We start from the raw sequence: 21,452 nt of genomic DNA on the forward strand, positions 1-21,452 counted from the left end.
AAGTACCGGCAAACATAAAAACCAGAGAAAAAATTTATGCTGCCAAATGCAGGAATTGCTTAATCGTGAGGAATAGTGGCAATATTGTGACGGTATTGGCCGTTAATTGCCTTTATTTTCAATGGATCACATTTTGGCTCTCTTTCATAAGTCAGAAGGCCGTTGGTTTCCTGCTCCACGTCGGATAACTGGGTATAACAGAAACCATATATATAATCAGACTGCATGATGTTGTCGATGACAAAGCTGTACTGCTTCAGAAAATCCTCTTCACTGTCCGCGCTGGTATAACCCCAGCTTCCATTCTCAGAATTGTTATAATGAATTCCGCCGCATTCTGTTATCAGAATTGGCTGGCCCTGGTATTTATAGGGAGGAGCAAAGATGCTTCTTCCTGCGGAGAAGGGAGAGAGGAGGATACTAAGGTCTGAGGTAAAACGTTTGAAGGTGTCCTGCTTTCCCGGTTCCTTTGCGGTTCCGTGGGAATAGTTATGGATGGCACAGATGTCAGTTCTGGTCTGCTCCCAGCCGTCATTGTTCACTACAAGCCTTGTAGGGTCGAGTGCCTTAAGCATGTGATACAGGGAAAGGGTGTAATCCTGCTGAAGAGCATTGCGGCCGATATCCGGCACCGCCCAGCTTTCGTTAAAGGGTACCCAGGCAACGATAGAAGGATGGTTGTAATCTCTTTCCAAGACCTCCATCCATTCTTTGATATAGCGCATCACGGAATTGTCTGTGAACAAGCAGGCGGCAGCAACCTCCTCCCAGACTAAATATCCTAATTTATCTGCCCAGTAAAGGAATCTGGGGTCTTCTGTTTTCTGATGCTTTCTGCAGCCGTTAAATCCCATTTCCTTCATTATCTCAATATCATATTGAAAATCCTCATCCTTTGGCGCAGTAAGAATGCCCTCCGGCCAATAGCCCTGGTCAAGCACCAGCTTCAGATAATAAGGATAATTATTCAGATAGACCATTCCGTTTTCAGTATGTATCTTACGCATGCCAAAATAACTTTTGACACAGTCATGAATGCCTTCGCCTGATTTCAGGGTAAAGCTGATATCATAAAGAGCAGGGTTTTCCGGTGTCCAGGAGCGGCTGGCGCCATGATTATTGGTGTAAAAAATCTTATCCGCTGCCAGATGGATGCTTCTTTTGAATACCGTATTGCTGTTTATGGAATAGGAGTCCTTGCAGATAAGCTCTTCTCCGAAGGAAATAGTGACCTCCAATGCCATATTGGGAATGAGCTTACTGAAAGTGCATTCCAGGTCCAGAATATCGTGGTCAAAATCAGGAGTCATTTTAATTCTGGTTATATTTACGGGGTCAACGGGTTCCAGCCACACAGACTGCCAGATGCCTGAGGTCCTGGTGTACCAGATTCCGGCACTTTTTTCTTCCCAGAACTGTTTCCCTCTTGGGATGGTTTCGTCGGCAGCAGGATCCTCTGCTGACACAGAAAGGCTGTGTATGGTAATAGAGTCCCTGAGACAATGGGTGATGTCAAAGGAAAAGGCAGAGCTGCCGCCTTCATGCTCCCCGCACAGGGCTTCATCAATATAGACTTTGCAGCGGTAGTCCACCGCACCAAAGTGCAGCAGAATATTTTTTCCTTCCCATTCTGCCGGCAGGGTAAAGGTACGTTTATAAAAACATTTATTATGGATGGATGTATCCTTAATTCCGCTAAGCCCGCTCTCAAAGCAGAAGGGAACCTCTATCCGTCCGGACAGGGTATGGGAGTCCTTTTCCCAATGACAGCTTTCGGCTTCCCCCATGTCATCAAAATCAAAATCCCATGTTCCGTTAAGGCATTGCCATTCCTCCCGGACGAATTGGGGGCGTGGATATTCAGTACGCAGCATAAATAAAAACCTCCTAGTTTAAATGTTTGTCAATTAATTCTGTCTTAAGAGCATGATTTCCGAAAAAGTAAGGTCCTTCTTTTATGTGATGCTTACCTCATTACTGCGCTGCTGCCCGCTTTAGCCTTTTATGGTTGCAGCGCAGATACAAACTTGTCGTTACTGATAATTTTTAAAAAGCTACAACATGATTGTAGGATTATTTTATAAAAAGACGAAAATTACAACATAAAAAACTGTAATAAAATTAATATGACATTTCTTGTAAAGATATCTAAATATAAAACTACAATAAAATCGAGTACATTACTATACAAAAAATATCCAAATTAACAGAGCAATAATTGTACAATATTTATAAAATGAGTTAAATGCTATAAAAAAATAATAAATGCAAAAGGATTTATAAGCAGAAATAATGTAATTAATACAACATAAAAAATGTAATAAATGATTGACTGTATGACATAAGAATGTTATATTAAAAATGTAAGATACGTTAAATTACATGAATAATGTAATATTCAAGAAAGGAGGAGTTTATTTGAAGATCAAGAAGAAAAGGATTGCTCTTGACTTTGATAACAAAGAAAAAATCGTACAGGTGGGAAAGGCACTTTCTTCTGATACAAGACTTGATATATTAAAACTGTTAATTGATAAGTCGGTGAATATCAGTGAAATTGCAAATACCTTTCAGATCCCCTTATCAACCGCAGCATTGCATGTAAAGGTATTGGAAGAAGCAGGTATGATAACGGCAACAGAGCAGCCGGGAGTAAGAGGTGCGCAGAAGGTCTGCGGTATTGCATTTGAAGATATCTATTTTAATGCATTCCGTCATAAAATGGACAGGGACAATATTAAAGTATATCATTTCCCCATGGGAATCGGTAATTACTATAACTGCATGGTGAATGAGAACTGCGGTATTATCAGCGAGCGTTCCTACCTTGGGGTGGAGGATGCCCCTTATGGCTTTTATGCACAAAACCGCCATGAAGCCCAGCTTATCTGGTTTATGTCAGGCTATCTGGAATACCGCTTTCCCAACTATATGTTAAAGAAGAACAAGGTAAAAGAATTGTCCTTTTCTTTTGAAGTCTGCTCGGAAGCACCGGGATATCAGAATGACTGGCCTTCCGATATAACTGTATGGATTAATGAGAAGGAGATTGCAACAATTTATTCCAAAGGGGATTTTGGCGGCAGGAGAGGACATTTGAATCCGGACTGGTGGAGCGATACCATGACCCAATACGGAGTATTAAAGAATGTTACCATTAATGGGCAGGGCTGCTTTGAGGATCTGGTAAAAACCTCCGATGAAACACTGGATACCCTTTGTATCTGTGACGACTATTTTATCAGCTTTAAGATTGGCATTAAGCCCGATGCTAAAAATCTTGGCGGAATGAATTTGTTCGGAGAAAAATTCGGAGATTTTGCCCAGGGAATCGTCATGAGCGTATTAATGGACAGCAGTGAGGAGGAGGAAGAGGAGGAACCTGAGGCAGAAGAAGAGGATTCTAAGGCAGAAGAAGAGGATTCTGAGACAGAAGAAGAGGATTCTAAGACAGAAGAAGAGGATTCTAAGACAGAAGAAGGGGTCAATGAAGAAACTTAATTTCATTGAAAAACAGAGAAAGTGGTTTGGGTTATGGAGGTAAGGCAATCTGCATTATTATATTTTCAGGATGCGTTTTGATGCTTGGGATGCAGCGGTAGACCTGCAGCTGTAAAAAAGTATAATCAGGATTTTACAGAAAATACGGCTGCCGGCTCAACAAGGAAGGTGAAAAATATAGTAATAATTAAAAGCATCTCCGGCAAAACGTAAAAATGCACAAATAATAATTAAAAAAGTAGAAAAATATACTTGTAAATTATAAAACAAAATGATAATATAAAAAATGTAAGGACCTTATGCGCAAAAGGTAAAATAAATTATATCTTGATATTGGAGGTTTTATATGAAAAAGAGATTGTTTGCAGTTTTACTTTCAGCTGTGCTGACAGCGGCTTCCTTAACAGGCTGTGCAAGCAGCAATGCCCCGGCTGATAATGCCGGCAGCGCCAACACTAACAATTCTTCTACAGCAGAAAAGGACAAGAAGGACGATACTTCCAAGGGAACGGGTAAACCCATCCGTCTGGTAAATGGAAAGATTGAAATCGATAATCAGTTAAAAGCTTTTGCAACAGCTTATAAAGAAAGAACAGGGCAGGAGGTTATTATAGAGTCCTTAGGCGGCGGTGCGGATATCAACGGAACCTTAAAGGGATATCTTGCAACAGATAACATGCCTGATATTTTTGTATTTGGCGGTGAAGGAGATTATCAGACCTGGAAAGACTATATGGCAGATTTAAGCAGTGAAAACTGGGCTTCCCAGACAGATTTCGGTTTTAAGGACGGGAACGGCAAGACCGTAGGGTTCCCTTATGCCGTTGAAGGTTATGGAATTACTTACAATGCTGATATTTTAAAAAAGGCCGGTGTTGATCCGAAGTCCCTTGTGAACTTTGATGCCTATAAGGCAGCTTTTGAAAAGATTGACTCCATGAAGGACGAGCTTGGCATAACAGCCGTATGCTCCGTTGCTGCAGAGGCAGGACAGATGTACTGGTCAACTGCCAATCATATTTTTGGCTATTATTTATCAGCAGGTTTAAAGAGAGATGATACTACCTATATCGACATGTTAAAGGAAGGCAAGGTAGATGAGCAAAGGCTTGGACAGTTTGCTGACTTTACAAAGATGCTGTTTAGCTATTCCGATCAAAAGGTTTTGATATCCGGTACATATGATGACCAGCTGGCACTCTGGGCACAGGGAAAAGCAGCATTTATCACACAGGGCAACTGGATCGATCCTTCCCTTCCCAGCTATAATGCTACCTTTGACTGCGGAATTGCACCTCTGGCTTTCTTAAAAGAAGATACTTCAGGTATACTGGCAGATTGCCCTTCTTGGTGGGCTGTATATGGCGACGGTAAGAACATTGATGCCTGCAAGGCTTTCTTAAATGACCTTGCTACTTCTGCGGAAGGTCAGAAGGCACTGGTAAAAGACTGCGGTATGATATCACCTTATAAGACCTGTAAGGAAGTACCGGAAACACCTCTTGCAGTCAGCTTAAAGAGTTATATTGATGCCGGAAACACCTATGCATGGCAGTGGGCAAAAATGCCAGAGGGTATTGCAACCAATGCAACTGGTGCGGTATTTGAATTATACGCAAAGGGTGATATTGACAAAGATGGATTTGTTAAAATGCTGGGCAAAGCAATTGCTGATTATGTAAAGAAATAAATGCTGACAGAGGGCGGCTGCATACTGGATGAAACCGGCTGGAAGAAGCGGGGTGTTTCTTACGGCATCTGCATTCAGTATGCAGAAAGTCCTTTATGGGATAATCTCAGGCAAGGCTGCTATGTGATAGGAGGACTATAGTGAATACACAGCTAAAAAGAACTTTCTCCCTGATAGAAATGATACTTGGACTGGGTGCAATGGCATTTGCTCTGTACCTGGATTTTACGGGCAGTGAAAGCAGCTACAGGGGGATATTGCTTGCGGCAGGACTAGTACTGGCAGTAGCGGGACTTTTTATACTGCCTTCTAAAAAACACCGTTCTATTGTAAATGTCCTGTTTTTGCTCCCGGTTCTGCTGACATTTTTCTTCACCGTTTTAAACCCGTTCATACAGGGTATTTTCCTCTCTATGACGGACTGGAATGGTATTAAATTTACAAAGTTTACGGGGATAGAGAATTACATTACCATGTTTCGGTCAGGAGATTACATCTATTCTTTTCTGATAACCTTCCTTTATACCATATTAAATATGATAACAGTAAATATTGCAGCCTTTGCACTGGCGCTTCTTTGTACATCAAAGGTAAGGGGCAGAAATTTCTACCGTGCTTCCTTCTTTCTGCCAAACCTAATTGGCGGAATTGTACTGGGCTATGTCTGGCAGTTTATCTTTAATAAGGTATTTACATCTGTCATTGCTGACAGCCAGTCCATGTTAACGGATCCCAATATGGCCCTGCTGGCCATTTTGATTGTAAGTACCTGGCAGTATGCCGGTTATATCATGATGATTTATGTAACCGGGCTGCAGGGAGTGCCAAGGGATATTATGGAGGCATCCAATGTAGATGGGGCAAATTGGTGGGTAACCCTTCGAAGAATAAAAATACCCATGATTGCCAACACCTTTACGGTATGTCTTTTCCTGACGCTGGTAAATTCCTTTAAACAGTTTGACTTGAATTTTGCCATAACCAATGGCGCACCCAGCAGAATTCTGCAGGATAAAGCCGTACTGTCAACGGAATTCATGGCACTTAATATCTATAAAACAGCAATTGCGAAAAATGAATATGCCTTGGGGCAGACGAAAGCCGTTGTATTCTTTATTATACTGGCGGTGGTATCTCTTACCCAGGTTTCCATAAATAAGAGGAAGGAGGTTGAATTGTGATGAAAAAGCAAAGAATGAATCTGCTGCTTGCGGAAATCATGGGAATCCTGCTGTCCATCGTGGTACTGCTCCCATTTGTTCTGGTGCTGTTTAATTCCTCTAAGAAAAGTGCTGATATTGTAATCAGTCCAATCATGCCTCCGACTCACATAGGCCAATTGTTCAAGAACCTTAGCAATGTTATACATAACCAGAATTTCAGCTATTGGAAGTCCTTCTCCAGCTCTTTGATCATTACCGTAGTGTCCCTGGTGCTGCTGTCTTTGTTTGCCGGAATGGCGGCATGGGTCCTGGTGAGAAACAAAAAGAATTGGTCCAACTTTATATTTATGCTCTTTGTAGCTGCCATGGTTATTCCCTTTCAGGTGGTCATGCTTCCTCTTCTGTCTACCTTCAGAAGCTTATCCGTCTTTACCGGAATACAGTTCCTTAACAGTTACACGGGGATTATATTTGCCTATTTAGGCTTTGGCGGTTCCATGTCTATTTTTATTCTGCATGGTTTTATCAAGGGAATTCCTTATGAATTAGAGGAGGCTGCCTGGATTGACGGCTGCAGCCCGGAAGGTACCTTTTTCAGAATCATTTTTCCCCTGCTTAAACCGGTACAGATGACCGTTCTGATTCTTAACGGTATCTGGATATGGAACGATTACCTGCTCCCTTCCCTCATGCTTGGGCTGAACGGAAGAATTAAGACGCTGCCCATTGCGGTAAGCAGCTTTGTGGGCTCTTATGTAAAGCAATGGGATTTGATACTGACAGCAGCACTTTTGGCAATGATTCCGATTATTATTCTGTTTGTATTTGCTCAGAGACAGATTATTCAGGGAATGGTCGAGGGTGCAATTAAGTAATACGTATTTCAAGCTTAGGAGTAATAGAAGCAGATTTTTCATGGAAATTTGTACCTGCAGTCAGTAATTTGCAGGTACCGGAAAGGGCTTGGGTAGTAAGATGCAAAAGAAGTGGTGGCAGGATAAGTTTGCCTATCAGATATATCCAAAGAGCTTCGCTGATTCAGACGGTGACGGAATAGGAGATTTACGGGGAATAATAAACAAACTGGATTATTTACAGGAACTTGGAGTGGACATAGTATGGCTTTCGCCGATTTTTTGTTCTCCGCTGGCGGACCAGGGCTATGATATTTCCGATTATTATAATATAGACCCCAAATTCGGCACCATGGCGGATATGGAAGAATTAATTGCCAAAGCCAGGGAAAAGAATATCTGTATTCTGATGGACCTGGTGGTCAATCACTGCTCTGATGAACATATATGGTTTAAGAAGGCGATGGAAGAGCCGGAAGGCAGATATGGAAAGTATTTTTATATCGAGGAAGGAAAAGGAGAAGAGCCTCCCTGTAACTGGCGCTCCTATTTTGGAGGCAGTGCCTGGGAGCGGATACCCGGAACCAATAAATATTACTTTCATGCATTCCATAAGAAGCAGCCGGATTTAAACTGGGAGAATGAAGAAGTCAGGCAGGAAATCTATAAGATGATAAACTGGTGGCTGGACAAGGGCCTCGGCGGATTCCGTATAGATGCTATTATCAACATTAAGAAAGTGCTTCCCTTTAAGGATTATGAACCGGACAGGGAGGATGGCATGGTAAGTATTAGGACCATGCTGAAGGAAGCAGAGGGTGTAGGAGAATTCTTATCGGAAATGAAGAGGGAAACCTTTGAAAAGTATGATGCCTTTACTGTGGGAGAGGTATTTGATGCCAGAGTGGAAGAGCTGCCCTTATTCTTTGGGGAAGACGGGTATTTCTCCAGTATTTTTGAATTTGGCCCCGCACTTATCGGAAAGAGTGACAATGGATGGTATGACTGCAAAGAGGCTGAAAGAGAAGTATATAAAGAGGTATGCTTTAAGAGCCAGTTAAAAGCAGACAAGATTGGATTTATGTCAAATATTATAGAGAATCACGACGAACCCAGAGGAGTAAATGAATTTATACCAAAAGAGGATTTATCGGAGAAAAGTAAGAAGCTTCTGGCAGCAGTATACTTCCTTCAGAAGGGAATCCCCTTTATCTACCAGGGACAGGAACTGGGTATGGAGAATACCGTGTTTCATTCCATGGAAGAGGTGGATGATATTTCCACCAGGGATGAATATCAGGTCGCTTTGGATGCCGGGTATTCAGAGGAAGAGGCTCTTAGGATCGTAAGTAAATACAGCCGTGACAATGCCAGAACTCCTTTTCAATGGAGCGACGAGGACAATGCAGGCTTTACCAAAGGTAAACCATGGCTTGCCTTAAATCCCAATTATCCGGTTATTAATGCTGCCGAACAGATTAAAAGAAAAACTTCAGTATATTACTTTTATAAGGAATTAATAGCTCTGAGAAAATCGGAAGAGTATAAGGAAACCTTTGTATACGGCGAGTTTGAGCCTGTATTGCCTGAGGTTAAGAATTTTATGGCATACCTTCGGAAGGGGCAGGATAAGAATATTCTGGTAGCTGCGAACTTCCAGAAGGAAGCAGTTACTCTTACTTTACCGGTTACCTGTAAGAAAGTACTGCTTCATAACGATGAGGATATCAGAATGGAGCGGAGCACAGTAACCTTTCAGGGGTATCAGGTGGTGGTTATGGAGGTGAAATAAAAAGGGCGGTTTTTTCGCAAGGGGACGGCAGTTTGTACAAAATAGAAAGCTTCCTGCTTCGATTGCAATGTATAAGAAGTCCTAATTCTCTGAAGCTTTTGTGCTGGACATATCATCAAACAGATAACTCGCTAGCTCAAACAATCTGTGTGATGATATAGCACAAAAGCTTCAGAGAAAAGGACTTCTAATACATTTCCATAGGCGCAGGAAGCTTTCTATTTTGTACAAACTGCCTGTATACAGATAGAAACAAGTCATATACCGGGCGAATCATAGTATATAAAAGAGCATCTGCGATGAGGGCTTTCGGAAAACTTATATTTTAGTCAAACCATTAAGTTAAAGTAATTTGTTAAAGTAAATAGTTAAAGCATAATAGTTATAACATAAAGTTAAAAGCATAAAATCAAAGCATAAAGGCTTCGATTACATGAGCAACTCCGTCCTCATCATTGGAAAGAGTGATGTAATCTGCTTTGCTTTTTACGACCTCCTGGGCATTTGCCATAGCCACACCCATGCCGGCATATTCAATCATGGAGATATCATTAAAGCCGTCACCGCAGCTAATCATCTGTTCCTTTGATAAATTCAGATAGTCCAGAAGCTTACCAAGAGAATAGGCTTTATCGATATTTCTAGGCATTATTTCTATGAAGTAGGGTTCGGAGCGGTAGATATTAAGCTCACCCTTAAGCTTCGCCTTCAGTTCTGGTTCTATTCTTTTTAAAATATCAGGCTCTCCGGTCATAAGGCATTTATTAATATCAAATTGAATATAGGATACAAAATCATCCACCTGTTTTACCGGAATCCCATTAATTCGGGATTCTATTTCAATATATTGATCAATTTCGGAATCGGTGATAACGCAGTCTCCCTCATAGGATAACAGGCCAACCTTATTTTCAACAGCGGTAGTATGAAGGAGTGGTATGTAATCACGGTTTAAAACCTGCTGAAAGATGATTTTCCCGTTTCTGCAGTTCATTACCTTAGCTCCGTTAAAGGAAAGGATATAACCGTCATATTCAGAGAGCTTTAATTTCTCAGCCAGGGGCAGGATGCCAGGGGTAGGTCGTCCAGATGCCAATACTACCTTGTGGCCCCTTTCCTGAATTGCCATGATGGAGCGGTAGGTTTTATCCGATATCTGTTTTTGGGAGTTGGTCAGTGTTCCGTCTATGTCCAGTACAAGTATCTCATATGCCATATTATGTCCTTTCCTGCTTAACGTCTATACATCCGAGTAGCATATACAAATATTTTTCCCAAGGGATTTGCCCTGATAGAGGGCCTGATCCGCGCAGGTAATGTTCTTTTCCACAGAGAGGGCGGAATCGTATCTGACCACACCACCTGTTATGCTGCAATGAAAATCTTTGTTTTCAAAGGTAAAGGTGTATTTTTCAACCTCTTTGCGCAACTTATCCGCAATTTTCAGGGCAGAATCAATATCGGCGTTTGGCAGGAATACCAGAAATTCTTCTCCTCCCCAACGGCTTACAGTGTCTTCTTCTTTCAAAATAAGCCTGAAAATATTGGATATACTAACCAAGACAATATCTCCGGCATTATGGCCATAAGTATCATTTATATTTTTAAAGTTATCTACATCAAACAATATCAGGGTAAATTCTGTATAGTCGGATTCTACATATTCATGGAGCTTCTCCATAAAATAGCGCCTGTTATATAATTTTGTGAGATAATCGGTAATTGCCATCTCCTTTAGCTCATTCATAAGAACCTGAAGTTCGCGCTGATTCCTGACATTTTGCATATGTACCTTGACACGGGCTTTAAGCTCTTCCGGAATAAAGGGCTTGGATACATAATCGGCAGCCCCTACCTCGAAACCGCGCAGAACGGATTCCGAGTCGTTATTACCGGTTATAAATATAATAGGTATATCTTTGGTTTCGGGAAAGCCTTTTAAGATTTTACAGGTTTCATATCCATCTATCCCAGTCATCATGATATCTAATAATATCAGGGTAGGGTGAATAGTTTTGGCAATAGAAATACTTTCCTCCCCTGAGTGGGCAATAGCTATGTGCAATGATGAGGATACTAATATATCCTTTATGATGGTGCATATAATCTCACTGTCATCAACTACCAAGACGGTGTCTTTTTCCATAATAAATCTCCTTGCATAATTAAAATTGCAATACTGAAACCAGTAACTAATTTTATATTATAGCATTTTGGAGAAAATTTCAACTTAATCCAACATAAATTAAAAAAATTGTTGAGGTATCCGCGGTTTTAGCGGATTATAGCATAATATAAGGATTTATGCTGGGCATCAGTAAGCGAAAAAACGGCAAATTTCGTGCGTGTTACGAAAATTTACTTAACTTCACTGCAGTTGTTGCTGAGTAACCATAGTTATTACGGCGTAACATAGTTATTGCAGAGCAACTGCAGTTATTTCGGAGTGACCGCAATTATTGCAAAGAAACTACAGCTATTGCAAAGTAACTGCCATTACAGCTAAATAATCGACGTTACTTTAAAGTAACTGCCGTACCGGAAACAGTAACCATAAGCATACCGTTATCGGAGCCCAAAACCTCATAATCCACATCAACGGCAACTACAGCATCGGCACCCATGCTTCTGGCGCGCTCCTCCATCTCTCTTATTGCATTCTGCCTTGCCTGGATTAATTCCTCCTCATAAGTGGCTGAGCGGCCTCCAAAGAAATTGGATAATCCGGCAGTAAAATCCTTTATGAAGTTAACACCGGATATGACTTCGCCAAAAACAATGCCCTTATACTCTGCAATAGCTCTTCCCTCAATGGTATTTGTAGTTGTAATAATCATAATTTCCTCCATTCTTATCATACATGCTCCCATTGCATACCGCAGACTTGTCTGCGGTATTGCATAAATAATGGAGTGTGAAAACGCTTTTCTTTCACACCTGCTCCCATTGCATACCGCAGACTTGTCTGCGGTACTGCATAAATAATGGAATGTGAAAACGCTTTTCTTTCACTCTTATCGTATGATATCTGCTTTATAATAATAAAAGTAGAACATAAGCTTTACAATTTCAAATCATACCGTATAAATCTTAAGCATCTGTGAGAGGAGTATTAACCTTTTATTAAAAATTAATTCTAGTGTAAATTATTTCAGGCCGCCCTGCTTCATGGCGCGAACCTTTAAGGAGAGGCCGAAGAGGTTGATGAAGCCTTCCGCATCCTTATGGTTATAGAGCTCACCGGTTGTAAAGGAAGCTATACTTTCATTATATAAAGAATAGGGAGAAGTTGTACCCTGCTTGATAATATTACCCTTATATAATTTCAGCTTAACGTCACCGGTTACGTATTCCTGGGTGGAGTCTACGAAAGCCTGAAGGGCTTCCCTTAAGGGAGTAAACCATTTGCCTTCATATACAACATCAGCGAATTTATCCCCAATGCCCTTTTTATAGGCAAGGGTATCACGGTCCAGTATCAGTTCTTCCAGGGCGGTATGTGCTTCCATAAGAATTGTTCCGCCAGGGGTCTCATATACACCGCGGGATTTCATTCCAACTACTCTGTTTTCTACGATATCCACAATACCGACACCATGCTGGCCGCCCAGTGCATTCAGTTTCTCAATGATTTCGGAAACCTTCATGGACTGGCCATTTAAAGTGGTGGGGATACCTTTTTCAAAGGAAAGGGTTAAGGTTTCTCCTTCATCAGGAGCTTTTTCGGGAGAAACACCAAGAACCAGCAGGTGGTCGTAGTCAGGAGCGTTGGCAGGGTCTTCAAGCTCCAGGCCTTCATGGCTGATGTGCCAGAGGTTTCTGTCACGGCTGTAGCTGTTATCGGCGGAAAAAGGAAGGTGAATGCCGTGGTCTTTGCAGTATTCAATTTCTTCTTCACGGGAAGAGATATCCCAGATCCGCCAGGGAGCTATAATCTTTAAATCAGGTGCAAGAGCCTTGATACCAAGCTCAAAGCGCACCTGGTCATTGCCTTTGCCGGTTGCACCGTGGCAGATGGCAGTAGCATTTTCCAGTCTTGCAATTTCCACAAGGCGCTTTGCAATAACAGGTCTTGCCATGGAAGTACCGAGTAAATATTTATTTTCATAAACCGCACCTGCCTTCACACAGGGTACAACGTAATCATCTACAAATTCATCTACCACATCTTCAATATAAAGCTTAACGGCTCCGGAAGCCTTGGCTCTATCCTCAAGGCCGTCCAATTCGTTGCCCTGCCCTACATTAATACATACACATACAACATCATAATCATAGTTTTCCTTTAACCAGGGTATAATCACAGTGGTATCAAGACCTCCGGAATAAGCAAGTATTACTTTCTCTTTCATGATAAATCCTCCTTGTTTTTCGTTTTAAATTATTATAAATATACATCAAATTGTTAATTTATGCAATACTTAATTTTCAAATAATAAAATTAGAGCAGTAAAACAGGGAAGAGAGCATATTTATAATATCAGCATGGACCCTTGTTTCCTTATATGGACAACCATTTGAAGAAATGATATAATTTGGAAAATGAAAAGAAAAGGTCAAGTCAGGAAGAAAAGTATTAAAAATACATTGTATTTTTAATACTTACTATTTAAGCAGTATCGCAAAGAAGCTTGTGATATCATTGGATTAGCTTTATAAATGAGTTGCATTTTTAAATTCACTGTAAGCAGTATTGCAAAGAAGCTTGCGATATACATGGAATTAGTTCTATAAATGCGCTGCATTTTTAAACACATAATAAGCAGTATCGCAAGTAAGCTTGCGATAGTATGGAGGATAAGTATGTATAAAATTATATTGGCGTCCGGTTCGCCGAGAAGAAAAGAGATTTTGGAGCAGGCAGGTGTGGACTTTGTAATAAAGGCAAGCAATGCAGAGGAAATAACGGATAAGACAAATCCGCCTGAAATGGTGGAGGACCTGGCACGCCTAAAAGCAGAGGAGATAAAGAAGAAGGAAGAAGGAGAGTTTCTTATAATAAGTGCGGATACGCTGGTGTTTTTGGATGGCAGTCCCCTTGGAAAGCCGAAGGGAAGAGAGGATGCTTACCATATGCTTAGCAGCCTTTCCGGCAGGAAGCACGAGGTATATACAGGCGTTGCCATTATAATAAGAGAAAAGAGAAAAGCAGAGAAAGAACTGGTATTCCATCAAATGAGCCGTGTGGAGGTGGAAACCTTATCGAAGGAGCAGATAGAGGCCTATATTTCATCCGGTGAACCCTTTGACAAGGCAGGAGCCTATGCCATCCAGGGAAAATTTGCCGTGCATATCAGTGGGATTGAAGGAGAGTATAATAATATTGTCGGGCTGCCCATAGCCAGAATATATCATGAGCTTTTAAAAGAAGGAATTGATATTTTAAAAAAATAAAGTTGGGTATTGCATAATAATTTATTAATGTGTATAATTATAAATCAGTTAAGATAGAAAAACGGATGATGCGGTAACAAAGCATAGGAGGTATACACATGGAAATTATTAGCGGCGGGGTCACGGCCCCAAAAGGATATAAGGCAGCAGGTATTTATGCAGGAATTAAGAAGAAGAAAAAGGATATGGCACTGGTTTACAGCGTTGTTCCCGCAAAGGCTGCCGGTACCTTTACCACCAATCTGGTAAAAGCTGCGCCTGTTGTATGGGACATGAAGATTGTACAGGAATATGGTGCGGCTCAGGCTGTGGTGTTAAACAGCGGGGTAGCCAATGCCTGTACCGGTGCATTGGGAGTGGAAAATAACGAAAAGATGGCTGCCTTTATGGCAGAGGAATTAGGCCTTAAGAAAGAAGAAGTGCTGACAGCTTCCACAGGCGTTATTGGAAACCAGCTTCCTATTGAGATTATCGCAGAGGGCTGCAAGCTGTTGAAGAAGGAACTGGGGGAAGATGCGGAGCATGCTGGTCTGGCTGCGGAAGCAATTATGACCACAGATACCTGTTCAAAACAGTATGCGGTTTCCTTTGAAATAGGAGGAAAGGCTGTAACCATAGGAGGAATGTCAAAGGGCTCCGGTATGATACATCCCAATATGGCTACCATGCTTGGAGTTATTACGACGGACCTTGCCATCAGCAGGGAATTGCTGCTTACGGCAATCAGGGAGGATGTGAAGGACAGCTTTAATATGATATCTGTTGACAGGGATACCTCAACCAATGATTCCCTCCTGATACTGGCAAATGGTATGGCCGGAAATGAAGAAATCACAGAAAAAGGCGAGGCATATGATAGCTTTGTGAAGGCACTTCACAAGGTGACGACAGAGCTTGCCAAAATGATGGCTGCCGACGGTGAAGGCGCAACCAAGCTGTTTGAATGCAGTGTGGTGGGAGCTGATACCAAGGAACAGGCAGTTATTTTAAGTAAATCCATTATTACCTCCAATTTGGTAAAGACAGCCGTATACGGCAATGATGCTAACTGGGGAAGAATTCTTTGTGCGATGGGTTATGCAGGTGTTGCATTTGATCCTGATAAGGTAGATTTATATGTAGAGAGCTGTGCTGGCACCCTTAAGCTTGTAGAAAATGGAATGGCCACAGATTACAGTGAAGAAAAGGCTACGGAAATCCTGAAACAAAAGGAAGTGAAGGCAGTCGCCGACATCAAGAGCGGAAGCTTTCAGGCTACAGCCTGGGGATGCGACTTGACGGATAAATATGTGTATATTAATGCAGATTATCGCTCTTAAGAGAATATTGTTTCAGAAATAAAACCCAATGATATCGCAGGAGGAATTTAGATGGAACCCATGGACCAGATACTTATGAAAGCGCAGACTTTGATCGAAGCGCTTCCTTATATACAGAAATTCAATAATAAGAAGGTTGTCGTAAAATATGGAGGCAGTGCCATGCTGGATGAGAATCTTCAGTTAAATGTCATAAAGGATGTGGCATTGCTAAAGCTCGTTGGTATGCAGCCGATTATTGTCCACGGAGGAGGAAAGGAAATCACGAAATGGGTGAGCCTGCTGGGACATGAATCCACCTTTGTGGAAGGCTTGAGAGTAACGGACGAAGAGACCATGGAAGTGGCGGAAATGGTGTTGGGCAAGGTCAATAAGAACCTTGTACAGATGTTAGAAAAGCTGGGAGTAAAAGCCGTAGGGATAAGCGGTAAGGACGGTTCCACCATAAAGGTAGAGAAAAAATACGTAAATGGGAAGGATATCGGTTTTGTGGGAAATATCACGGAGGTGAAGGCGGATTTAATTAATACACTGATTGATAATAATTTTATTCCGGTCATAGCACCTATCGGACTGGATGAGGAGTACCACGCCTATAATATCAATGCCGATGATGCCGCCTGTGCGGTGGCAACGGCAATCGGAGCGGAGAAGCTGGCATTTCTTACGGATATTGAAGGGGTTTATACGGACCCTTCCGATAAGAGTACGCTTATATCGGTACTGACCCTTGAAAAAGCAGATGAGCTGATGCAGAAGGGCTTTATCGGAGGAGGTATGCTGCCAAAGCTTAAGAACTGCATTGATGCTGTCAAAGAAGGAGTTTCCAGAGTGCATATTCTGGACGGAAGAATGGAGCATTGTCTGTTATTGGAGTTCTTTACAAACAGGGGAATCGGAACGGCTATTATTAATAATGAAAGTATCCTGTATGACAATGAGAAAGCACCGGAGGAAAGTTAAGGAGGGAAAGCCATGGAAGAATACATAAAGGAAGCGGAAAGTCTGTTAATGCACACCTATTCAAGATATCAGATTATTCTTGACAGGGGCGAAGGAGTATATCTCTATGATACAAACGGGAAGAAATATCTGGACTTTGGTGCGGGGATTGCTGTGTTTGCCCTGGGATATGGAAACAGGGAATACAACGATGCACTGAAAGCGCAGCTAGATAAGCTTATTCATACCTCCAATTACTTTTATAATGTACCTTCTGTCAAAGCTGCCTCTAAATTTACAAAAGCCTCCGGCATGGACCGGGTGTTTTTTACCAACAGCGGAACAGAAGCGATCGAAGGTGCTATTAAGCTTGCCAGAAAGTATTATTATAAGAAGCATCAAAGGGGTGACAGCCAGATCATAGCCATGAACCGCTCATTTCACGGTAGAAGCATGGGAGCACTTTCCGTAACCGGTCAGCCCTCCTACAGGGAGGCTTTTGAACCGTTAATCGGCGGAGTTGTGTTTGCAGACCTGAATTCCATTGAGGATATCAAGGCTAAAATAAATGACAGGACCTGTGCCATATTGCTGGAGCCTGTTCAGGCAGAAGGCGGAGTTTATCCGGCTGGGGAAGAATATCTGAAGGAGCTGAAAAAGCTGTGCGAGGAAAGGGATATTCTTCTCATATTCGATGAAATCCAGTGCGGCATGGGAAGATGCGGAAGCATGTTTGTCTGGCAGGAATATGGCGTTAAGCCTGATATCCTGACCTCTGCCAAAGCCCTTGGCTGCGGCGTTCCGGTGGGAGCCTTTGGTGCGGTGGAAAAGGTCTGTATGGCCTTTGAGCCGGGAGACCACGGAACGACCTATGGCGGAAATCCCTTTACGGCAGCAGCGGTAAATGCTGTATTTGACCAGTATGAGAAGCTTGACCTTCTAAACCATGTAAAGGAAATATCCTCCTATCTTGAATTGCAGCTGGATGAGCTGGCAAAAAGCCATAATGCCATTAAGGAGAGAAGGGGGAAGGGGTTACTGCAGGGACTGGAATTTGAATATCCGGTAAAGGATATTATACTGAAGGCCATGGACAATAACCTGATTCTGTTTTCCGCAGGCAGCAATGTGCTTCGCTTTGTTCCGCCCCTTGTCATTACCAGGGAGCATGTGGACGAAATGATAGAAATTCTGAAAAAAGTAATATCCTAAAGAGTAAATGATCCCATAATTGTACAGACTATAAAAGAAAGTTCAGGAAAAGGAGTACAATTATGGGATTTATTATGGCAATTATTTCAGGAGCCCTCATGAGTATTCAAGGGGTTTTTAATACAGGAGTAACAAAACAGACAAGTATATGGGTTTCCTCAAGCTTCGTCCAGCTTACGGCATTTATCGTATGCATAATAGCCTGGTTTATAACAGGAAGGGATGGAAGCTTTGGAGGCCTTTTTAAAATTGACAATAAGTATATGCTTTTAGGAGGAGCTATCGGAGCCTTTATCACTTACACGGTCATTAAAAGTGTGGATACCCTGGGTCCTGCCAAGGCAATTATGCTGATTGTCACCTCCCAGCTTATCGTAGCCTACCTCATTGAGCTGCTTGGAATATTCGGAGCGGAAAAGGCAGATTTTGAATGGCGCAAGGTGATAGGCCTGGTACTGGTAATTGGAGGCATACTGACCTTTAAATGGGAGTAAATTTTACGATTTTCTTAAGGTTACAAAGTTTTCAAAATACCTATTGTAATCCCACAATTTATTAGGTAGAATGATAACATGCAAATGTATTGAGGATACACTTTGTGAGACCTTTCTGAATGAAGAAAGGTGTTATCATGAAAAAGATTAAATATTTAAAAGCAGGTCTTATAGCTGTCTTTCTTGTTCTGACAGGAATTATCTACAGCTGTCAGAGGGGTGGAAATGAACAGCCTGACAGCGCTTTAGGCACTCCCCTTACAGCAGAGGAAACAAAGCAGGAAGATACCCTTGCTGATTTACCAAAAGATACCGATATAAAAGAAGATACCGATATAAAGGAAGATAAGGTTACCGCCGCCAAAAAGGAGGAAAAGTATTTCGTCCATATCTGCGGTGCAGTCAAAAAACCCGGAGTGTATGAGGTCTCTCAGAAAACCCGGATTTTTGAGGTGGTAAGTATTGCGGGCGGTTTTACGAAGGAAGCGGATGAAGATTATATTAATCAGGCAGTTTCCATAGAAGACGGGCAGCAAATATACATTCCTACGAAAGCAGAGGTAAAGAGGGAAAAGGCGGGGGAAGCCGAAGTTACGAAGGATGCCTCGGGCAAGCTAAGCCAAGCCTCCGGCAGACTGGGCCAAGCCCAAAACGATGCAGGGAGTACGGATAAAATCAATATTAATTCTGCTACAAAGGAAGAGCTGTGTACTTTGCCGGGGATAGGAGAGGCGAAGGCAGGCAGCATTATAGAATACCGCACAAGCCATGGCGGGTTCCAGAGTATTGAAGAATTAAAAGAAATTGATGGAATCAAGGATGCTGTTTTTAATAAAATAAAAGATAGGATAGTCAGTAAATAGGGCATAGGTACAGAGAGGTACTATGCTTGTCAATTAGAAATTGTGAATTGGAATAGGTGATTAAAGTGGGAAAAAAAGTACTTGTTGTAGACGATGAAAAATTAATTGTAAAGGGAATCCGCTTTAGCCTGGAGCAGGACGGAATGGAAGTGGATTGTGCTTATGACGGCGAGGAAGCGCTGGAGTTCGCAAAGAAAAAAGAATATGATGTGGTGTTACTGGATGTCATGCTTCCCAAAATGACAGGTTTTGAAGTATGCCAGCAGATAAGGGAATTTTCCAATATGCCTATTATCATGCTTACTGCCAAGGGAGATGATATGGATAAAATCCTTGGTCTGGAATACGGAGCAGATGACTATATCACGAAACCCTTTAATATCCTGGAGGTAAAGGCCAGAATCAAGGCTATTATGCGCCGCAGCACCAAGCAAAATGCGGATGTCCAGGCAAAGGTCGTTGTATTCGGAGATTTAAAGATCGACTGCGAAAGCAGAAGAGTTTATGTAAGCAGCAAAGAGGTGAATTTAACGGCAAAAGAGTTTGATTTGCTGGAGCTATTAATATTCAATCCCAATAAAGTCTACAGCAGGGAAAACTTACTTAATACCGTTTGGGGATATGATTATCCCGGAGATGTTAGAACAGTGGATGTGCATATAAGAAGACTTCGTGAAAAGATTGAAGATAATCCCAGCGAGCCAAAATATGTACATACAAAATGGGGTGTTGGCTATTATTTCCAAAATTAAAGAAAAATTCTGGTTTTTTAAAAGCATGAGAGTACATGCTCTTCTTGCTCTTTTTATAATAGGTGTCATACCTCTTTTGTTTTTTTCCTGGGAAATCTTAAATACCTACGATAGTACTGCCATGAGCCAGAGAAAGGCTGATATGCAAAGTCAGGGCAATTCTCTTGCCAACCTTCTGGTGTCATCGGGATATCTTTCGGACACTTCCAGTGATGAGGTAAACACGGAGATTTTAAGAATTGCGGATCTTTATGAGGGAAGAATTCTTGTAATAGACAGCAAGCTTAATATTGTTAAGGATACCTATGGAATCGAGGACGGAAACGTCATCATATCCGAGGATGTCATCAAATGTCTTAACGGCAGCAGCAGCAGTGCTTACCGTGGGGACCACAATATTGAAATGACAGTTCCTATCACCCATACCTCTTCCAAAGAAATTGTGGGTGTTATTCTTATGAACTTTTCTACGAAGAACATCCAGAATATTTATGTGATACTTTACAGGAAAACAACGGTTTTATTTGTCACAACAATCATGCTCATATTCATTTATGCCTTTTTCTATTCCGGTGTATTTACAAAGCCATTTTTGAACTTAAAAAAGGCAATCGGTCACCTGACGGAAGGGTATATGGATGATGAGGTAAAGATTGATGGCTTTTATGAGGTACAGCAGATTTCCCTTTCCCTGAACCAGATGCTTACACGAATTAAGAATCTGGAGAATTCCAGGCAGGAATTTGTATCCAACGTATCCCATGAGTTAAAAACACCCTTAACCTCCGTAAAGGTTTTGGCGGACTCCCTTTTGATGCAGGAGAATGTAGCACCTGAATTGTACCGGGAATTCCTGGTGGATATCGCAGATGAAATCGAGAGGGAAAATAAAATCATCAACGACCTTTTATCTCTGGTAAAGCTTGATAAAGCGGCCAGTGATATGAATATAACCTCTGTCAGTATCAATGATCTGCTGGAGCTGGTATTAAAAAGACTTCGCCCCATTGCAAAGAAAAATAATATTGAGCTGATTTATGAAAGCTACCGGCCTGTAATTGCTGAAATCGATGAGGTGAAGCTGTCCCTGGCCTTTTCCAATCTGATAGAGAATGCCATTAAATACAATGTGGAGGACGGATGGGTAAGGGTATCCTTAAATGCCGACCATAAGTATTTTTATGTGAAAGTGTCCGATTCCGGTATCGGGATACCGGAGGAAGCCCAGGACTCCATCTTCGACAGGTTTTACAGAGTGGATAAAGCACGTTCCAGAGGTACCGGAGGGACAGGGCTTGGTCTTGCTATTACAAAGAATGCCGTTCATATGCATAAGGGTGCTATAAAGGTATACAGTAAGGAAAATGAAGGAACTACCTTTACCGTACGAATTCCTATGAATTACATTGCATAGACGGAATTATATTGATGGGATAGCAGTATTTCTGGCAGTGACGCAGATATAACAGAGATATA

At 41.7% G+C, this 21,452-nt stretch carries 18 protein-coding genes; 13 read left to right on the top strand and 5 right to left on the bottom strand.

Going from position 1 to position 21,452, the window contains the following annotated elements; all coding sequences use genetic code 11:
- Positions 1–59: 59 nt before the first annotated feature.
- On the bottom strand, positions 60–1,874 hold the full coding sequence (locus BUB77_RS05505) for a glycoside hydrolase family 2 protein (RefSeq protein ID WP_073273669.1): 1,815 nt from the start codon (positions 1,872–1,874) through the stop codon (positions 60–62).
- Between the two features lie 544 nt (positions 1,875–2,418).
- On the opposite strand from BUB77_RS05505, the gene BUB77_RS05510 reads away from it, so the two are divergent.
- The 5 genes from BUB77_RS05510 to BUB77_RS05530 all read left to right on the top strand — a co-directional run bounded on the left by BUB77_RS05510 (position 2,419) and on the right by BUB77_RS05530 (position 9,000).
- Entirely contained in the window at positions 2,419–3,501 is a 1,083-nt protein-coding gene (locus BUB77_RS05510; RefSeq protein ID WP_073273671.1) for an ArsR/SmtB family transcription factor, read from the top strand.
- Between the two features lie 346 nt (positions 3,502–3,847).
- Entirely contained in the window at positions 3,848–5,191 is a 1,344-nt protein-coding gene (locus tag BUB77_RS05515; protein WP_073273673.1) for an ABC transporter substrate-binding protein, read from the top strand.
- A gap of 140 nt (positions 5,192–5,331) precedes the next feature.
- The gene (locus BUB77_RS05520) at positions 5,332–6,372 is read left to right on the top strand and encodes a carbohydrate ABC transporter permease (RefSeq protein ID WP_073273675.1); all 1,041 of its coding nucleotides are present in this window, start codon (positions 5,332–5,334) and stop codon (positions 6,370–6,372) included.
- A 14-nt stretch (positions 6,373–6,386) separates the two neighbouring features.
- The gene (locus BUB77_RS05525) at positions 6,387–7,229 is read left to right on the top strand and encodes a carbohydrate ABC transporter permease (protein ID WP_408606382.1); all 843 of its coding nucleotides are present in this window, start codon (positions 6,387–6,389) and stop codon (positions 7,227–7,229) included.
- A 100-nt stretch (positions 7,230–7,329) separates the two neighbouring features.
- A complete protein-coding gene (locus tag BUB77_RS05530) occupies positions 7,330–9,000 on the top strand; it encodes a glycoside hydrolase family 13 protein (RefSeq protein ID WP_073273679.1) in 1,671 nt (556 codons plus the stop codon).
- A 409-nt stretch (positions 9,001–9,409) separates the two neighbouring features.
- Here BUB77_RS05530 and BUB77_RS05535 read toward each other — a convergent pair whose 3' ends face one another.
- The 4 genes from BUB77_RS05535 to BUB77_RS05550 form a co-directional block, all read right to left on the bottom strand.
- Positions 9,410–10,216 carry a Cof-type HAD-IIB family hydrolase gene (locus BUB77_RS05535; RefSeq protein WP_073273681.1) on the bottom strand — a complete coding sequence of 269 codons (807 nt, stop codon included), beginning with the start codon at positions 10,214–10,216 and terminating at the stop codon, positions 9,410–9,412.
- A 24-nt stretch (positions 10,217–10,240) separates the two neighbouring features.
- Positions 10,241–11,146, bottom strand: coding sequence for a GGDEF domain-containing response regulator (locus tag BUB77_RS05540; RefSeq protein WP_073273683.1), 906 nt, complete (start codon positions 11,144–11,146; stop codon positions 10,241–10,243).
- Positions 11,147–11,516: 370 nt separating this feature from the next.
- Positions 11,517–11,858 (bottom strand): putative heavy metal-binding protein, encoded by a 342-nt coding sequence (locus tag BUB77_RS05545; RefSeq protein ID WP_456297827.1) that lies wholly within the window; start codon positions 11,856–11,858, stop codon positions 11,517–11,519.
- A gap of 288 nt (positions 11,859–12,146) precedes the next feature.
- Positions 12,147–13,352: an argininosuccinate synthase gene (locus BUB77_RS05550; RefSeq protein WP_170866589.1), complete on the bottom strand. Its 1,206-nt coding sequence runs from the start codon at positions 13,350–13,352 to the stop codon at positions 12,147–12,149.
- A gap of 451 nt (positions 13,353–13,803) precedes the next feature.
- On the opposite strand from BUB77_RS05550, the gene BUB77_RS05555 reads away from it, so the two are divergent.
- The 8 genes from BUB77_RS05555 (at position 13,804) to BUB77_RS05590 (ending at position 21,390) form a co-directional block, all read left to right on the top strand.
- Entirely contained in the window at positions 13,804–14,394 is a 591-nt protein-coding gene (locus tag BUB77_RS05555; protein ID WP_073273687.1) for a Maf family protein, read from the top strand.
- A gap of 98 nt (positions 14,395–14,492) precedes the next feature.
- On the top strand, positions 14,493–15,713 hold the full coding sequence (argJ, locus tag BUB77_RS05560; protein ID WP_073273689.1) for a bifunctional glutamate N-acetyltransferase/amino-acid acetyltransferase ArgJ: 1,221 nt from the start codon (positions 14,493–14,495) through the stop codon (positions 15,711–15,713).
- A 60-nt stretch (positions 15,714–15,773) separates the two neighbouring features.
- Positions 15,774–16,676, top strand: coding sequence for an acetylglutamate kinase (gene argB / locus BUB77_RS05565; protein ID WP_139241121.1), 903 nt, complete (start codon positions 15,774–15,776; stop codon positions 16,674–16,676).
- A 12-nt stretch (positions 16,677–16,688) separates the two neighbouring features.
- A complete protein-coding gene (locus BUB77_RS05570) occupies positions 16,689–17,867 on the top strand; it encodes an aspartate aminotransferase family protein (protein ID WP_073273692.1) in 1,179 nt (392 codons plus the stop codon).
- A gap of 59 nt (positions 17,868–17,926) precedes the next feature.
- Positions 17,927–18,361, top strand: coding sequence for a DMT family transporter (locus BUB77_RS05575; protein ID WP_073273694.1), 435 nt, complete (start codon positions 17,927–17,929; stop codon positions 18,359–18,361).
- A gap of 137 nt (positions 18,362–18,498) precedes the next feature.
- Positions 18,499–19,224: a ComEA family DNA-binding protein gene (locus tag BUB77_RS05580; RefSeq protein ID WP_170866590.1), complete on the top strand. Its 726-nt coding sequence runs from the start codon at positions 18,499–18,501 to the stop codon at positions 19,222–19,224.
- 65 nt (positions 19,225–19,289) lie between these two features.
- Positions 19,290–19,976: a response regulator transcription factor gene (locus tag BUB77_RS05585; RefSeq protein ID WP_073273698.1), complete on the top strand. Its 687-nt coding sequence runs from the start codon at positions 19,290–19,292 to the stop codon at positions 19,974–19,976.
- The gene (locus BUB77_RS05590; RefSeq protein WP_073273700.1) at positions 19,933–21,390 is read left to right on the top strand and encodes a HAMP domain-containing sensor histidine kinase; all 1,458 of its coding nucleotides are present in this window, start codon (positions 19,933–19,935) and stop codon (positions 21,388–21,390) included. The genes BUB77_RS05585 and BUB77_RS05590 overlap by 44 nt, the downstream gene beginning before the upstream one ends.
- Positions 21,391–21,452 lie beyond the last annotated feature (62 nt).

The sequence above is a fragment of the Anaerocolumna jejuensis DSM 15929 genome (assembly GCF_900142215.1).
Lineage (GTDB): Bacteria > Bacillota > Clostridia > Lachnospirales > Lachnospiraceae > Anaerocolumna > Anaerocolumna jejuensis.

What these genes read in the sequence shown, in the direction of transcription:
- BUB77_RS05505 (WP_073273669.1), bottom strand. Translation starts at nt 1,874, where the DNA reads ATGCTGCGTACTGAATATCCACGCCCCCAATTCGTCCGGGAGGAATGG.
- BUB77_RS05515 (WP_073273673.1), top strand. Translation starts at nt 3,848, where the DNA reads ATGAAAAAGAGATTGTTTGCAGTTTTACTTTCAGCTGTGCTGACAGCG.
- BUB77_RS05525 (WP_408606382.1), top strand. Translation starts at nt 6,387, where the DNA reads ATGAATCTGCTGCTTGCGGAAATCATGGGAATCCTGCTGTCCATCGTG.
- BUB77_RS05530 (WP_073273679.1), top strand. Translation starts at nt 7,330, where the DNA reads ATGCAAAAGAAGTGGTGGCAGGATAAGTTTGCCTATCAGATATATCCA.
- BUB77_RS05535 (WP_073273681.1), bottom strand. Translation starts at nt 10,216, where the DNA reads ATGGCATATGAGATACTTGTACTGGACATAGACGGAACACTGACCAAC.
- BUB77_RS05540 (WP_073273683.1), bottom strand. Translation starts at nt 11,146, where the DNA reads ATGGAAAAAGACACCGTCTTGGTAGTTGATGACAGTGAGATTATATGC.
- BUB77_RS05545 (WP_456297827.1), bottom strand. Translation starts at nt 11,858, where the DNA reads ATGATAAGAATGGAGGAAATTATGATTATTACAACTACAAATACCATT.
- BUB77_RS05550 (WP_170866589.1), bottom strand. Translation starts at nt 13,352, where the DNA reads ATGAAAGAGAAAGTAATACTTGCTTATTCCGGAGGTCTTGATACCACT.
- BUB77_RS05555 (WP_073273687.1), top strand. Translation starts at nt 13,804, where the DNA reads ATGTATAAAATTATATTGGCGTCCGGTTCGCCGAGAAGAAAAGAGATT.
- argJ (WP_073273689.1), top strand. Translation starts at nt 14,493, where the DNA reads ATGGAAATTATTAGCGGCGGGGTCACGGCCCCAAAAGGATATAAGGCA.
- argB (WP_139241121.1), top strand. Translation starts at nt 15,774, where the DNA reads ATGGACCAGATACTTATGAAAGCGCAGACTTTGATCGAAGCGCTTCCT.
- BUB77_RS05570 (WP_073273692.1), top strand. Translation starts at nt 16,689, where the DNA reads ATGGAAGAATACATAAAGGAAGCGGAAAGTCTGTTAATGCACACCTAT.
- BUB77_RS05580 (WP_170866590.1), top strand. Translation starts at nt 18,499, where the DNA reads ATGAAAAAGATTAAATATTTAAAAGCAGGTCTTATAGCTGTCTTTCTT.
- BUB77_RS05590 (WP_073273700.1), top strand. Translation starts at nt 19,933, where the DNA reads ATGTACATACAAAATGGGGTGTTGGCTATTATTTCCAAAATTAAAGAA.